Here is a 14,684-nt window from a genome sequence, read left to right as displayed (position 1 = left end):
CAGCCACGGGGACGGCTATCCATGTTGAAAGAGCCCCTATGACCTCGCAAGAAATCGCCCGCATCCGCGACAGCTTTGCCGCACAATCGATGATGCAGACCCTCGGCGCTGAACTTAGTGATGTATCAAAGGGGCTCATCCGGATCGAGGCACCGATTCTGCCCGGCACGCGCCAGCAGCAGGGGTTTGGCCACGCGGGGCTGACGTTCTCTATCGGGGACAGCGCTGCGGGCTATGCCGCGCTGACGGCACTACCCTTAGAGTCCGAGGTCGTCACCGCAGAGATCAAGATCAACCTGCTGGCCCCCGCCCGCGGAGACCGGCTGATCGCGATTGGCAAGGTGGTGAAACCGGGAAAGCGGCTTTGTGTGGTCACGGCCGAGGTCTTTGCCCAGACCGGCGACCAGCAGGTGCTGATCGCCTTGCTTCAGGGCACGATGGTGCCGGTTCCGGCAACCGCCGCTTAGGCGGTCAGCCCTTCGGGTTCGGGCAGGTCATGGGCACGGCAGCAGGCCGTGACCGTATTGGCCAGCAGGCAGGCGATCGTCATCGGGCCCACGCCCCCCGGCACCGGGGTGATCGCACCGGCCACCTTGGCGCAGCTGTCAAAATCCACATCCCCGACCAGACGGGTCTTGCCCTCACCCCGCTCTGGCGCGTCGAGACGGTTGATGCCCACGTCGATGATTGTGGCCCCCGGTTTGATCCAGTCGCCCGGCACCATCTCGGGGCGGCCCACGGCGGCGATCACGATATCAGCGCGGCGCACAACAGCGGCAAGGTCTTTGGTCCGCGAATGGGCGATTGTCACGGTGCAGCTGTCGTTGAGCAGAAGCTGGGCCATCGGTTTGCCAACGATATTGCTGCGCCCGATCACGACGGCATCCATCCCCGACAGGGTGCCGTGGTGGTCGCGCAGCATCATCAGACAGCCAAGCGGCGTGCAGGGCACCATGGATTTCTGCCCCGTGCCCAACAGACCGACGTTCGAGATGTGAAACCCGTCGACATCCTTGGCCGGATCAATCGCGCTGATCACAAGGTCTTCGTTCAGGTGATCGGGCAAGGGGAGCTGTACGAGGATACCGTGGATCGTATCATCCTTGTTCAGCGTGTCGATCAGGGTCAGAAGCTCCGCCTCTGATGTGGTGTCTGCCAGCCGGTGTTCGACCGATTTCATGCCCACTTCCTTGGTCATCTTGCCCTTGGATTTGACATAAACCTCGGAGGCGGGATCGGCCCCGACAAGCACCACAGCCAGCCCCGGCGTGATCCCGTGATCGTCCTTCAGCCGCGTGACATGCTGGGCGACCTGCCCCCGCACCTGTGCTGCAAATGCCTTGCCGTCAATGATCGTCGCTGTCATGGGGACCGTCCTTTGTCTGTTGTGGCGCTGCTATCACCTGCCACAGCAGGCGAAGGCGCGAAGGGGCGACCCTCCGCGCCCTGTTCATACGCGCTTAGAACAGACCTTCAACATCGCCGATGTCATTGAGACGAATATTTTCGGCAGAAGGCACCCGTGGCAGGCCCGGCATAGTCATAATCTCACCGCAGATGGCCACGACAAAGCCCGCGCCAGCAGACAGACGCACCTCGCGCACGGGGATGGTAAAGCCGGTTGGCGCGCCGCGGGCTTCGGGATCGGTGGTAAAGCTGTATTGCGTTTTGGCCATACAGACCGGCAGATCGCCATATCCCTGCTCTTCCCAGTCTTTCAACTGGTTGAGGATCTTCTGATCCATCACCGCCCCATCCGCGCGGTAGATCTTTGTGGCGATGGTGTTGATCTTATCGGCCAGCGGCATCGCGTCGGGGTAGAGCGTGGCGAAATCCGCCTGACCCTTATCAATCGTCTCGACCACTTTCTCGGCAAGTTCGGCAGATCCAGCGCTGCCCAATTCCCAGTGGCGGGACAGCACGGCCTCGGCCCCTTGCGAGGCGACATAGTCTTTGACCGCTTGCACCTCTGCGTCGGTGTCGGTGACGAAATGGTTGATCGCGACGACGACGGGCACGCCAAAGGATTTCAGGTTCTCGATGTGGCGGCCAAGGTTGGGGCAACCGGCCTGCACGGCGTCGACGTTTTCAGCGCCCAGATCGGCCTTGGCCACGCCGCCGTTCATCTTCATCGCGCGCACGGTGGCCACAACCACGACGCAGGACGGTGCCAACCCCGCCTTGCGGCATTTGATGTTCAGGAACTTCTCTGCCCCCAGATCGGCACCAAAGCCCGCTTCGGTCACCACATAATCGGCCAGTTTCAGCGCGGTGGTGGTCGCGATGACAGAGTTGCAGCCATGCGCGATATTGGCGAAAGGCCCGCCGTGGACGAAAGCGGGGTTGTTTTCCAGCGTCTGCACAAGGTTCGGCTGCATCGCGTCTTTCAACAGCACGGTCATCGCACCATCCGCTTTGATATCGCGCGCATAGATCGGTTTACGCTCGCGGGTATAGGCGACGATCATGTCGCCAAGGCGCTTTTGCAGGTCGTTCAGGTCTTTGGCCAAACACAAGATCGCCATGACTTCGGACGCGACCGTGATGTCGAACCCGGCCTCGCGGGGGAAACCGTTCGACACACCGCCCAAGGACGCCGTGATCTGGCGCAGGGCGCGGTCGTTCATGTCGACGACGCGGCGCCAGACGACGCGTCGCAGATCAATCTCCAGCGCGTTGCCCCAATAGATGTGGTTGTCGATCATCGCGCTGAGCAGATTGTGCGCCGAGGTGATGGCGTGGAAGTCACCGGTGAAATGCAGGTTCATCTCTTCCATGGGCACGATTTGCGCATAGCCGCCCCCCGCGGCCCCGCCCTTCATGCCGAAATTCGGACCAAGAGACGCCTCGCGGATACAGACGGCCGCGTTCTTGCCGATGCGGTTCAACCCGTCGCCCAGACCAACGGTGGTCGTGGTTTTCCCCTCGCCCGCGGGGGTGGGGTTGATCGCGGTGACGAGGATCAGCTTGCCATCGGGACGGTCCTGCACCGAGTTGATGAACTTTTGCGACACCTTCGCCTTGTCATGGCCGTAGGGCAGCAGATCATCGCTGCTGATGCCCAGCTTTTGCCCGATCTCCTGAATGGGGCGTTTGCTGGCTTCGCGTGCGATTTGGATGTCGGATTTAAAGGTCATATGTCCTCCCTGATGCGCCGTCGGCGTTCTATGTTTCTTATGTCCTCAATACGCCTGTGAGGGCATGGGCAGAGGGGGCAATTCCGACATATCCGGCGCTTGATGCGGCGATCCGGCGGGTGTGTCGCTGATTTGAGCATGGCGGGTCGCCGTGAGCCCGCGCCCCATTGGGTCTAGCCGTGCTGCCAGGCTGGCTGGTCGGGGATGAACAGGCGCAGCGTATCCCCGACGCGTAATAGCCCCTCGCGTTCGATCCAGGCGGTCACGCCGCGACGGTTCTCGGCGGCGGATTTGAACTTGGGACCGTGGCCGGGGCTGTCTTGTTCGATCTCGCGACCGGGCAATACGCAGGGGCGGTTTTCGGTATCAATCGTGATCGTCGCACCCGAGGCAGCCTGAAGCCGCGCATTGGGCGGCACATGCGTGAAATCGGGGATGCCCTTGATCACCATCGACGTGCCAAGGTGCACGGGGTCCAGTGCCTCCATCCCCATGTCGGCCGCGATCAGGGTCATTTCTTCCGCAGACAGGATCGACAGCTGGCGCACGTTCCGGATCTCGGTGCCCTTGGGATAGAGGTTCGTGACCCGCACACAGGACGCGCGGGTCAGCCCCGCATGCACGTCATCCTCGAAACCGGCGTAGCTGGCGAAAGCTTCGCTTCGGGGTTCGGCGCGGATGCCCTTGGCCAGCTTGGGCACCACACCAAGCCATGTGATCGTTGCGGTAAACTCGGTTTCTTTCATCGTCGGCATGACCGGCATCCTTTCGCGCTGCGTTGTCCGTAACCTGCGCAAAGCCGCGACAAAAGAAAAGGCCCCGCGGGTGCAGGGCCTTTGCTTTCGTATTCTGGTGATCAATGCCTAGGCGTCAGACGCTTGGCTCAGGCTCCATCCCGTTTGGCGGAGGCGTCTTCTTGCCTTTGGCCTTGGGGATCGCGGTCAGGCTTGGTTTGTCCATGCCGCTGGTGTCGTCGCCGTCCGGGTCTTGTGGCGGTTTGCCTTCCATGACGCGCTTGATCTCCTCACCGGTGAGGGTCTCGTATTCCAGCAGACCTTGGGCCAGACGTTCGAACTCTTCCTCGTGATCGGTGATCATTTTGTAGGCGCGGTCGTAGCCTTCGTCGATGATGCGTTTCACTTCGGATTCGATCAGCTCTTTCGTGGCCGCAGAAACGCTGAACCCGCCCGCGCCGCCGTTGGCTTGGTAACCAGCCGCTGCTTCCGAATAGTCGATGTTCCCAACTTTGTCGGACATGCCCATGCGCATCACCATGCCACGCGCCAACTGGCTGGCCTGCATGATATCGCCCATCGGGCCCGACGACACGGTTTCAGCGCCATATTTGAAGATCTCAGCCGCTTTGCCCGCCATCGTCATGGCGATCTTTTGCTCGGCTTCGTCCTTGAACATCTGCAGTTTGTCCATTTCGGGCAGGCTCATCACCATACCCAAGGCCCCGCCGCGCGGAATGATCGTGGCCTTATATACAGGGTCGCATTTCGGCAGCTTGATCCCGACGATGGCGTGACCGGCTTCGTGGTAGGCGGTCTTTTCCTTCTGGTCCTGCGTCAACACCATCGACCGGCGCTCGGCACCCATCATGATCTTGTCTTTCGCGGCCTCGAAATCCATCATCGCGACAAAGCGACGGCCCACGCGTGCGGCGGTCAGCGCGGCCTCGTTCACGAGGTTCGCCAGATCCGCACCCGAGAAACCGGGCGTACCGCGCGCGATAATGCGCAGGTCTACGTCAGGGCCAAGCGGCGTCTTGCGCGCATGCACCCCAAGGATTTTCTCGCGGCCCTTGATGTCGGGATTGCCCACGGTGACCTGACGGTCAAAGCGGCCCGGACGCAGCAAGGCAGGGTCCAGCACGTCTTTGCGGTTGGTCGCGGCGATGATGATCACGCCTTCGTTCGCCTCAAAGCCGTCCATCTCGACCAGCAGCTGGTTCAAGGTCTGCTCGCGCTCGTCGTTGCCACCACCGTAGCCCGCCCCACGGGACCGGCCCACGGCGTCGATCTCATCGATGAAGACGATGCAGGGCGCATTTTTCTTGGCCTGTTCGAACATGTCGCGCACGCGGCTGGCACCCACACCCACGAACATCTCGACGAAGTCGGAGCCCGAGATCGTGAAGAACGGCACACCCGCTTCGCCGGCAATCGCCCGCGCCAACAGGGTCTTACCGGTACCGGGAGGGCCCTCAAGCAGCGCGCCTTTGGGGATCTTGCCGCCCAAACGGCTGAACTTTTGCGGGTTGCGCAGGAATTCGACGATCTCTTCCAGCTCTTCCTTTGCCTCGTCGATGCCCGCCACGTCGTCAAACGTCACACGACCGTGTTTTTCGGTCAGCATCTTGGCCTTGGACTTGCCGAACCCCATCGCCCCGCCTTTGCCACCGCCCTGCATGCGGTTCATGAAATAGATCCACACACCGATCAGCAGAAGGATGGGCAACAGCGACATCAGGAAGGTCTGGAAACCGGATTGTTGCTGGGGTTCAGCGCGCACCGGGATGTCCTTGGACATCAGCAGGCTGGTGACCTCGGCGTCTTCGGGCCGGATCGTGACATAGTCACTGCCATCGGCACGACGGAAACGAACCTGTTCACCATCAAGCGTGACGTTGCGCACGTCCCCTGCTTCGACAGCGGTCACAAATTCGGAATAGCTGATTTCACGGCTTTGCAGCCCGCCAGTCGAGCCGCTGAACAGATTGAACAGCGCCAAAACCAAAAGCATCAATACAACCCAAAAGGCGAGATTGCGCATATTACCCAAAGGAAAGTCTCCTACATCCGGGGGACGGCACCAAACACAGCGCCCAATGCGTGTAAGATAGACACGATCGGCGCATGTTCAATGCGTCATATGTGCGGCGAAAAAGGCATCTTCGCCGCGTTCGAGCACTGCTTGCCAGTTTTGCGACCGACCGACAAGGGGGGCAGCGACCAGTTCCGCGCCCTGCCACACCGCCGGAGAGGCCAGCAAGACACCGCGCGGCACGCCCAAATCACGCCAATCAGCAAAGCAGCGCAGCCCCTCAGCGCCCAAGGCACGGATCGTGGTTTGCGTGTCGGGCGCGGGCGTATCGCCGCAAGGTTCCAGACGCCAGCGGCCGTCCCAGAGTGCATCCACGGGCGCATCAACTGCCCGAACTGCCCGCAACTCTCTGTAAATCCACAGTTTATCGCGCTTCAAACGCAGCTCGCACCCCTGCACGGTCGCGGCACCGGCATCATCAAGCGCCGTCAGCACCTCTGCCACGGCGCTGCTGCGTGGGGCGTAGGTGGCCCCGTTGATCCAGGCGATCGTATGGGTTAGCAATCGGCGGCGTGTCTCTGTCGGGAGGTCACACAGCGCCTGCCAGTCCATCGCCACGGCACCGCATTGAACTTGGGCATGGGCGCGTGCGGAGGCAAACATCTGCGCGTCAAGCGCGGTACGGGCGTCGGCAAGGTGGCGCGAGACATCGGCAAGTGCGGCAGAATCAACGCCCAGATCGGTCAGCACCGCCAGCGCCTTACGGATGCGCACCCGCGCAAAGCTGTCATCCTCGTTGCTGGGGTCATCGACCCAAGTCACCCCGCGTTGCTTCAGATGCGCGCGCAGGTCGGCGCGGCGAGCGTTGAGTAAGGGCCTGTGCCAACGCATGCCGTGACGGTCGAACATCGCAGGCATGGCGGAAAGCCCGTCGACCCCTGCCCGGCGCCCCAAACGCATCACGAAAGTCTCTGCCAGATCGTCGGCAGTATGCCCGATGCAGACAGCGCCAATGCCCTGCCCCCGTGCCCAATCCGCCAACAAACGGTAACGCGCCTTGCGGGCCTCGTTCTGCAAATTGCCGCTGTGGTCCCAGCCCGTCCACATCAACGTGTCATGCGGAACGCCAAGCGCGCGACACTGGGCGGCGACCATCGCGGCTTCGCGAGCGGCCTCGGGTCGCAGGCCGTGATCGACGGTCGCTGCGTGCAGCGCGATCCCGCGGCTGCGGGCATAGCCATTCAGAAGATGTAAAAGCGCGACAGAGTCGCCGCCCCCCGACACCGCCACACCCAATACGGGCGGCGGCGCGGGGTCAAAGCTGGCGGCGATGCTCTGCGCCAGCGGGTCGGTCATCGGATCACTGGCAGGCAAGCACGCTGCGTTCGGATTGGGCTTGCGCGACGAAAGGGCTTGTGGGGAAGCGCGATGCGACTTCGCCCAAGGTCACGCAGGCTTCTTGGGTTTGGCCCAAGGCCCCCAAAGAGCTGCCAAGCTGGTACAGTGCTTCTGCCGCGACAGGCCCCGCGGGATCGGCGCTAAAGCTTGCCAGATAGGCGCGTGCCGCTTCGCGGGTATCGCCCAGACCGTCCAGCGCGTCGCCGCGCCGCAGATCGGCTTCGGGGCCTAGCGGTCCGCCCGGATAGGTCTGATTGAAGGTCGCAAACTGGTCTGCGGCGCTGCGAAAGTCACCGTCAGCGAGCGCCGCCTTCGCCCGCTCGAAGTCTGTTTTTTCACCCACCGCAAGTTCTGCGGTATTGGTGGGGGTAGAGGTATTGGCCAACGGGTCCGCTGGTGCGGGCACGGGCGTGGCGGGTGCCATGGTCGCGGGCATCTCGCCCCCGCCAAGGGTAGAAGTCTGGCCGAGGCTGCCCACATCGCCGCCTTCAAGCTCCACGAGCCGGAATTCCAGATCACCGATCCGGTTGGTCCCGTCGGTGACCACGCGGTTGATCCGGTTTTCCAGCTCTTCGGTTTTAGAGGTCAGGCGCTGCAGTTCGCTTTCCATTGCATTGACGCGCTCAAGCACCGACCCACCGGTCACGGCAACGCTCGCGCCGCCCGTGGTGGACAGTTCCCGGCGCAGCTTTTGTACCTCGACGTTCAGCACCGTCAGTTCCTGACGCACATCCGCCAAAGTCTGCGCATCCTGCGCCTGCGCCGCGACCGGCCCAAAGGCCAGTCCAAGCGCTACAATCAAAGCAAACCGCATATTAAAATCCTAACCTAACGTAGACGACTTAGCTGGTCAGACCGCCCGCAAGTACGGTCACGGCCCGACGGTTCTTGGCATAGCATGCCTCGCTCGAACAGACTTCGATCGGGCGTTCCTTACCATAGCTTACAACGCGAAGACGGCTGGCGGCGATCCCGCGCGAGATCAAATATTCGCGCGCTGCATTGGCGCGGCGTGCGCCAAGCGCAAGGTTGTATTCCCGTGTGCCCTGCTCGTCCGCGTGGCCTTCGATCACGGCTTGGTAATCGGTGTTGGTGTTCAACCAGGCTGCCTGACCGTCCAGCGTCGCTTGGCCTTCGGGGGTCAGGTTGGATTGGTCGACCAGGAACAGAACGCGATCCCCAACGGCTTGCTGGAAATATGCCGTAGAAGCCGGGTCGTTCGCGCTGCCGGGGATAATGCCCCCGTTCAGGCCTGCGCCATTCGCGGCACCGTTATTCATGCCGTCCGCGCCAAAGCGGTCAGGGTTGGTACAGGCCGATACGGCCAGAGCTGCGATCAATAGAGTTGCGGTGAGAATGCGGTTCATGGACTGTGCCTTTTTGACGATAGCATTTTAATGTGTCTGTTGTGACGGTGTTACCATAGTGCCTTGGTATTGGGAAACACCAAGGCACTATGGCTGTTATTTACTTCTGAAGCGGCGACCAAGACGGATCCGATCCGCCCTCTTGGGTGCGCACAGGCTTGAGGTTCCGGCCCGAGATATCGACCGAATAAAGCGACGACGCCCCGCCTGCCCCTTGGGTTTCCCGCGCAAACATGATGACGCGGCCGTTGGGGGCCCATGTGGGGCCTTCATCCAGGAACGACGCGGTCAGCAGACGTTCTTCCGACCCGTCCAGCCGCATCACGCCGATGTGGAACCGGCCCTTGTTCTGCTTGGTAAAGGCCACCAGATCGCCCCGCGGCGACCAGACCGGCGTGCCATAGCGCCCTTCGCCAAACGAGATCCGCGTCGCCTCGCCGCCTGTTGCTGGCATGATATACAGCTGCTGCGATCCCGAACGGTCGCTTTCGAAAACGATCCGGCTACCATCCGGCGAATAGCTGGGCGCGGTTTCAATCGCAGGTGTGTTGGTTAGCCGTGTCGACTGGCCGGTGTTGATATCCATCGTGTAGATATCCGTGTTCCCGCCTTGGGTCAGCGAATAGACAACCGTATTGCCGGACGGAGAGAACCGCGGCGCGAAGCTCATGGTGCCTTCGGCGCTTTCCAGCACGCGACGCTGCACCGACCCGATGTCAAGCACATAGATCCGCGGGAAGCCGCTTTCGTAGCTGGTGTAGAGAATACGATCCCCCGAGGGCGAGAACCGCGGTGCCAGCACGATGGACGAGCTGTCGGTCAGATAGCGCACATTGGCCCCGTCATAATCCATCACGGCTAGCCGTTTCGCGCGGTCGTCCTTGGGCCCCGTCTCGGAGACATAGACGACGCGGCTGTCGAAATAGCCCCCTTCGCCCGTGATACGCGAATAGACGGCATCCGCCACCTTATGCGCCATGCGACGCCAGCCATCGACCGTGCCCGAAAACTGCAAGCCCGACCCCAGTTCAGCGCCCGAAAACACGTCATACAGGCGGAACTTCACATTCAACGTATTGCCCGAGACACTGACGGCACCGGTGATCAGCGCCTGCGCGTTGATCGCCTTCCAGTCAGCATATTGGATTGGCGCGTTAAAATCGCTTACGGTCGAGATATAGGCGCTCGCCGGTACTTCGCGGAACAGACCAGAACCGACAAGATCTTCGGACACGACCCGCGCCAGATCAACGGCCATCTGCCCCGCGTCCCCGCTTTCGGGCTGAAAGCTGGGCACAGCAAAGGGCAAGGGTTCAATCACACCTTCGGTAATCTCGATCCGCAATGGTCCATCCTGCGCCTGCGCGACCGAGGCAACACCGCCGATAAGCGCGAGACAGAGGCTCAGAATTCGTACAATCATTTGATGCGCATCCTTTCAGGATTAAAGGTCATCTCAATATTCTGCCATTGACCGAATTTTTCTACAGGAAGCTGATACCCGCGCGCGCCGCAGCGGATAATTGCCCGCCGTGCGGCCTCGAACGCCTGATTGGCAGCCCCCTGTGATCCGCCCGAACTGCTGGTCATCTTGATCGAATTGGTCTGTGGCGTGCCATCTTGGTTCATTGCGACACTCACCACTACAGTAGTGCGCAATGCCTCGGAGGAAAGGGACCCCACGTTCCAGCACGACGATACCGCCACACGCAGCGATTCTTTCTCCCCCGCCGACAATGGCGGGCCAGAGGGTGCCGCCGGCGTTGCAGGCGCGTCGGTCTCTCCCATGGCTTCGGCGAGCGCGGCTGCCACGGCGTCCTTATCCGTTGTCGGTTCGGGCGTCGGCTTGGGGGCCTCTGGCTTGGGTGTTTCCGGCTTCGGTATGGCGGGCTTTGGCGTTTCGGGTTTCGGCGTCTCGGCGGGGGCCTCTGCCACCTGCGGCGCAGGAGGTGTGGGTCGGCGGGCCGGAGGACGTGCGGATTGGGTCGGCGACGCTTTGGGCGCTTCCGTTGCTTCGGTAACAATCTGCGTCGTCGCCTCTTCGGGGGCGGTGGCTTCCTGTGCCTCTTCCACGACCTTCTCTGCTGGCGCATCCGGTGTCGCGGCCTCGCGCAGCACATCATCGGTGCGCGCCTCGGGATCCGGGGCCTCTACGGGTTCGGGGGCCACGCGCTCTACAGGGCGCGGCACGGCGACGGGTGCTTCCTCTGGCGTCAGAACGGCGACATCGGCAGGCGGCTCGGGCAGCTCGGGGGCCTGATCGCTCACATCCTCCGAGGGGGGCGGAGCGATGGGTTCGGGCTCTGGCACAGGCTCGGGTTCCGGGGCGGGCTCGGGCTCGGGCGTAGGCTCAGGGGTCGGTTCTGGTTCGGGCGCAGGTTCCGGTTCAGGGGCGGGCTCGGGCTGCGCTGCGGCCTCCGCCTGCGCGGATTGCGCCGCGGCGACCATCTCGTCATATTGCGCGGCAGAGATGACCGACACCTCCTGCATCTCCACAGGGTCGCTGTGCGCGCTAAAGATATTCCCCAGCAATAGCCAGCCGATGAGCCCCAAGTGACCCGCGCCAGAGATGTAATGCCCCTTGTGCATGGTTACCCGCCTGACGCGCCTGTGCCGTCCAACTTCGGCCCGCCGGTTTCAGTCACCAGACCAATGTTGCTAAAGCCACCTGCGTTCAGCGCTCCCATGACTTCCATGATCGAGGCATAGGGCACAGCCCCATCCGCACGCAGGAACACGCGGTCGCTCGCACGCTCCGCCGAAATGGCACGCAGCTTGGCAACCAGATCATCACGCCCGGTTTCTGTCTTCTGGATCTGCACGGACCCGTCCGCCAGAACGGTCACGGTCAACGGCTCCTCCTGCTCGGACGGCAGGGCGGTGGCCGCTGTTTTGGGCAGCTCGACCGGCACGCCAACGGTCAGCAAAGGTGCCGCGACCATAAAGATGATCAAGAGCACCAGCATCACGTCAACGAACGGCGTGATGTTGATCTCTGCCATCGGCTGCGCACGGCCGCGACGGCGGCCACGGCCACCCCCGCCCTGCTTTTTCATCACCCCACCTGCCATGGCTCAGCTATCCAGCTGACGGCTAAGGATGGTGGCGAATTCATCAGCAAAGGCTTCGTAGCCGCCCAGAATACGGTCTGAATCCGCGCTCAGCTTGTTATAGAAAATAACCGCGGGAATAGCCGCCAGAAGGCCGATGCCTGTGGCCAAAAGCGCCTCGGCAATACCGGGGGCGACGACGACGAGGCTGGTGTTTTGCTGGGCCGCGATCTCGATGAAAGAGTTCATGATCCCGAACACGGTCCCGAACAGACCGATAAATGGCGCGGTGGACCCGGTGGTCGCCAGCACCGGCAAGCCCTTTTGCAGACGCTCTGCCTCTTTGGCAATCGCCACATCCATGCTGCGGTCGATCCGCGCGGTGGCACCGGGGATCAGCCCGCCATCCTCGCGGTGCGACCGGCGCCATTCCGTCATACCGGCGGCGAAAATCTTTTCTGCGGCCCCATCCGGATCCGGCCCGATCGTGTCATACAACCCGTCCAACGGCTCGCCCGACCAGAATGCTTGGTCAAATCGCTCTGCCTCGGCTTTGGCGTGGCGGTACTGGATCATCTTCTGAATGATGATCGACCACGACCAGAAGGACGCGACGATCAGCATGATCATCACGAGTTTTACGGTAATCGTTGCGCGGAGAAATAGACCCAAGAGCGAGAAATCAATCTCGCTTGCCGCCGCCAGCGTTTCTGCTTCCATCGGTTCTGCTCTTTTTGTTGCGCCCAAAAGGGGCTTCATCTGCCTCAACGGCCCTGTTTTCCAAGGCGCTATTTGGCACAAGCTTAGCCGAGTGCAATATCTATTGCTAGGATTATGGGGCCAATCCGCCTGCTAGACGGGGATTGAGCGAAGTTTCGCTGGCAATCGGCAGGGTTTGCCTGACGCCGCGATACAAACAATCGTAACCACCGCCCGGAACAGGACCGCATCGCCGCGTTTGACCTCTTGCTCCATCACCATGCGGGCCGGCGTGATCGACGTGGCCAATGTCTCTACATCAAGCATATCGTCGAATACCGCAGGCTGAATGTAATCCGCCTCTACCCGCCGCACGGCAAAGACCACGCCTTCGGCCTTCATGACCAGCTGGTCAATTCCCATCTCGCGCACCCAGTCACTGCGCGCCCGTTCGATATAGCGCAGGTAATTCGCGTAATAGACGATCCCCGCCATATCGGTGTCTTCATAGTAAACGCGGATCGGCAGATGGTGGGTCATTGCGCCGCCCCCACCCGCGCGAACAAGCGCAGTGCATGAGACGGGTCTTGCGCTGCTACGGGCATCACGGGGTCATAGGCCGCACGCAACAGTGCCGCCACCTCTGGCTTCAGGATCGTCGCCCCCTCGTGCAGTGCTAGTGGCGACACCTCGCGGAACGCAGTATCAGACCACAGCAAGAAAGACTGCACGATCTGCCCCAGTGCCAGGGCCTGCGCGGGCATCGCGCTCAGCTGCTCGTCCATGCGCAGAAAGACGAAACATGCCTTGATGGCGCCTGTCTCGTCAAAGCGGAACAGACGATACTGATTGGCCCCCGCCGCATCCAGCTTTTCCACCAACGGGGCAAGATCAGGCACCAGACGGTCCAGATCGGGCACCTCCAACAGCTCTGCCCAATCCTTGAAAAAGAACATCATCAGATTGCTGCCAAGCTCGGGGTCGGTCTCTGACATGCTGTGCCCCGCCAACTGACAGACCGCCTCGATCGCGCTTTTGACCACGGTCAGCGTCGCATCATCCACGCCAAAGACCACAGGAGCCAACGGGCGGCCCCAACGGGCAAAGGCATAGCTGTCGTCGCTTCGGGTAAACAGCGCTTCGATCTCTTGTGGTGTCATCTCAACTTCCAAATGGTCTTAAATCCTCGCCGAAGGCATCCCCGCCCTCAGCCAAACAAATCGCTTTGGGGTTTGGGCGGTGCCATCCCCAGATGCGTCCAGGCTTTCTGCGCCAGCATCCGTCCCCGCGGCGTGCGCTGGATCAGCCCTTGTTGCAGCAGGTACGGCTCGATCACCTCTTCCAGCGCATCACGGGATTCAGACAGCGCCGCCGACATGGTTTCGATCCCGACCGGTCCGCCCTGATAATTCTCTGCGATCAGACGCAGATAGCGGCGGTCGGCCCCGTCCAGCCCCAGCTTGTCGACACCAAGACGGGTCAGCGCCATATCCGCCAGCGCGCGGGTCACGCGGCCGTCGCCTTCGACCACGGCGAAATCCACAACGCGCCGCAGCAGACGGCCCGCGATACGCGGGGTGCCGCGGGCGCGCTTGGCGATCTCGCGTGCGCCCCCCTCATCGGCGGGGGCCCCCAGCTTGCGGGCATTGCGATCGACGATGATGAACAACTCATCCTCGGTATAGAACTGCAAACGCGTCGGGATGCCGAAACGGTCGCGCAGCGGCGTGGTCAACAGCCCCATGCGCGTTGTCGCGCCCACCAGCGTGAAGGGCTGCAATTCGATGCGCACGGTGCGCGCGGCGGGGCCTTCGCCGATCACGAGGTCCAGTTCAAAGTCTTCCAACGCGGGATACAGCACCTCTTCCACGGCTGGGTTCAGACGGTGGATTTCATCGATGAACAAAACATCGCGGGCTTCGAGGTTGGTCAGGATCGCCGCCAGATCGCCCGCCTTTGCCAGCACAGGGCCAGAGGTCATGCGGAACCCGACCCCCAGCTCGCGTGCCATGATCTGCGCCAGCGTGGTCTTCCCCAATCCGGGCGGGCCATGGAACAGCGTGTGGTCCATCGCCTCGCCCCGCTGCTTGGCGGATTGGATGAACACCTTGAGGTTGGCCCGCGCCTCGGCCTGACCGACGAATTCATCCAGCATCTGCGGGCGCAGGGCGCGGTCTATATCACCGGGCTGCGGGTCCGGCCGCAAAGTTGGGTCACTGTCGATCATCACATATCCAAGCAAAGTTCATACGGACGGCCACGCG

15 protein-coding genes are annotated in these 14,684 nt (G+C 62.1%); 1 reads left to right on the top strand and 14 read right to left on the bottom strand.

What is annotated here, in order from left to right; genetic code table 11:
* The first annotated feature begins 38 nt into the window (after window positions 1-38).
* Window positions 39-467, top strand: coding sequence for a PaaI family thioesterase (locus tag ACNQ62_RS15725; protein ID WP_418095243.1), 429 nt, complete (start codon window positions 39-41; stop codon window positions 465-467).
* On the opposite strand, the gene folD is transcribed toward ACNQ62_RS15725, so the two are convergent.
* The 14 genes from folD to ruvB all read right to left on the bottom strand — a co-directional run bounded on the left by folD (window position 464) and on the right by ruvB (window position 14,647).
* Window positions 464-1,366, bottom strand: coding sequence for a bifunctional methylenetetrahydrofolate dehydrogenase/methenyltetrahydrofolate cyclohydrolase FolD (gene folD, locus ACNQ62_RS15720; RefSeq protein ID WP_317937670.1), 903 nt, complete (start codon window positions 1,364-1,366; stop codon window positions 464-466). The two genes, ACNQ62_RS15725 and folD, sit on opposite strands and share 4 nt — an antisense overlap.
* A 94-nt stretch (window positions 1,367-1,460) precedes the next feature.
* Window positions 1,461-3,137, bottom strand: a complete 1,677-nt coding sequence (locus ACNQ62_RS15715) for a formate--tetrahydrofolate ligase (protein ID WP_288961036.1) — start codon at window positions 3,135-3,137, stop codon at window positions 1,461-1,463.
* Between the two features lie 173 nt (window positions 3,138-3,310).
* Complete coding sequence (locus ACNQ62_RS15710) at window positions 3,311-3,892, bottom strand: MOSC domain-containing protein (RefSeq protein WP_418095242.1); 582 nt, start codon at window positions 3,890-3,892, stop codon at window positions 3,311-3,313.
* 115 nt (window positions 3,893-4,007) lie between these two features.
* Window positions 4,008-5,924: an ATP-dependent zinc metalloprotease FtsH gene (gene ftsH / locus ACNQ62_RS15705; RefSeq protein WP_340270777.1), complete on the bottom strand. Its 1,917-nt coding sequence runs from the start codon at window positions 5,922-5,924 to the stop codon at window positions 4,008-4,010.
* Window positions 5,925-6,002: 78 nt separating this feature from the next.
* Complete coding sequence (tilS, locus tag ACNQ62_RS15700; RefSeq protein WP_418095301.1) at window positions 6,003-7,262, bottom strand: tRNA lysidine(34) synthetase TilS; 1,260 nt, start codon at window positions 7,260-7,262, stop codon at window positions 6,003-6,005.
* Window positions 7,263-7,266: 4 nt separating this feature from the next.
* Entirely contained in the window at window positions 7,267-8,118 is an 852-nt protein-coding gene (gene ybgF / locus ACNQ62_RS15695) for a tol-pal system protein YbgF (protein WP_005851655.1), read from the bottom strand.
* Between the two features lie 28 nt (window positions 8,119-8,146).
* Window positions 8,147-8,671, bottom strand: coding sequence for a peptidoglycan-associated lipoprotein Pal (gene pal, locus ACNQ62_RS15690; protein ID WP_005851654.1), 525 nt, complete (start codon window positions 8,669-8,671; stop codon window positions 8,147-8,149).
* A gap of 100 nt (window positions 8,672-8,771) precedes the next feature.
* Window positions 8,772-10,094 carry a Tol-Pal system beta propeller repeat protein TolB gene (tolB, locus tag ACNQ62_RS15685; RefSeq protein ID WP_005851653.1) on the bottom strand — a complete coding sequence of 441 codons (1,323 nt, stop codon included), beginning with the start codon at window positions 10,092-10,094 and terminating at the stop codon, window positions 8,772-8,774.
* The gene (locus ACNQ62_RS15680; RefSeq protein ID WP_418095241.1) at window positions 10,091-11,260 is read right to left on the bottom strand and encodes an energy transducer TonB; all 1,170 of its coding nucleotides are present in this window, start codon (window positions 11,258-11,260) and stop codon (window positions 10,091-10,093) included. The genes tolB and ACNQ62_RS15680 overlap by 4 nt, the downstream gene beginning before the upstream one ends.
* Before the next feature lie 2 nt (window positions 11,261-11,262).
* Window positions 11,263-11,742, bottom strand: coding sequence for a protein TolR (gene tolR, locus ACNQ62_RS15675; protein ID WP_005851648.1), 480 nt, complete (start codon window positions 11,740-11,742; stop codon window positions 11,263-11,265).
* 3 nt (window positions 11,743-11,745) lie between these two features.
* On the bottom strand, window positions 11,746-12,441 hold the full coding sequence (tolQ, locus tag ACNQ62_RS15670) for a protein TolQ (RefSeq protein ID WP_005851646.1): 696 nt from the start codon (window positions 12,439-12,441) through the stop codon (window positions 11,746-11,748).
* A gap of 132 nt (window positions 12,442-12,573) precedes the next feature.
* Window positions 12,574-12,960 (bottom strand): tol-pal system-associated acyl-CoA thioesterase, encoded by a 387-nt coding sequence (gene ybgC / locus ACNQ62_RS15665; RefSeq protein ID WP_418095240.1) that lies wholly within the window; start codon window positions 12,958-12,960, stop codon window positions 12,574-12,576.
* On the bottom strand, window positions 12,957-13,580 hold the full coding sequence (locus tag ACNQ62_RS15660) for a hypothetical protein (protein ID WP_132997128.1): 624 nt from the start codon (window positions 13,578-13,580) through the stop codon (window positions 12,957-12,959). The genes ybgC and ACNQ62_RS15660 overlap by 4 nt, the downstream gene beginning before the upstream one ends.
* A gap of 47 nt (window positions 13,581-13,627) precedes the next feature.
* Entirely contained in the window at window positions 13,628-14,647 is a 1,020-nt protein-coding gene (ruvB, locus tag ACNQ62_RS15655) for a Holliday junction branch migration DNA helicase RuvB (RefSeq protein WP_009826108.1), read from the bottom strand.
* Window positions 14,648-14,684: the final 37 nt, after the last annotated feature.

It is taken from the genome of Sulfitobacter sp. SBS6 (genome assembly GCF_048285585.1).
Classification (GTDB): Bacteria; Pseudomonadota; Alphaproteobacteria; order Rhodobacterales; family Rhodobacteraceae; genus Sulfitobacter; species Sulfitobacter pontiacus.
The sequence above is the reverse complement of the archived record's forward strand: the minus strand, read 5'-3'. Positions and strand labels throughout refer to the sequence as shown.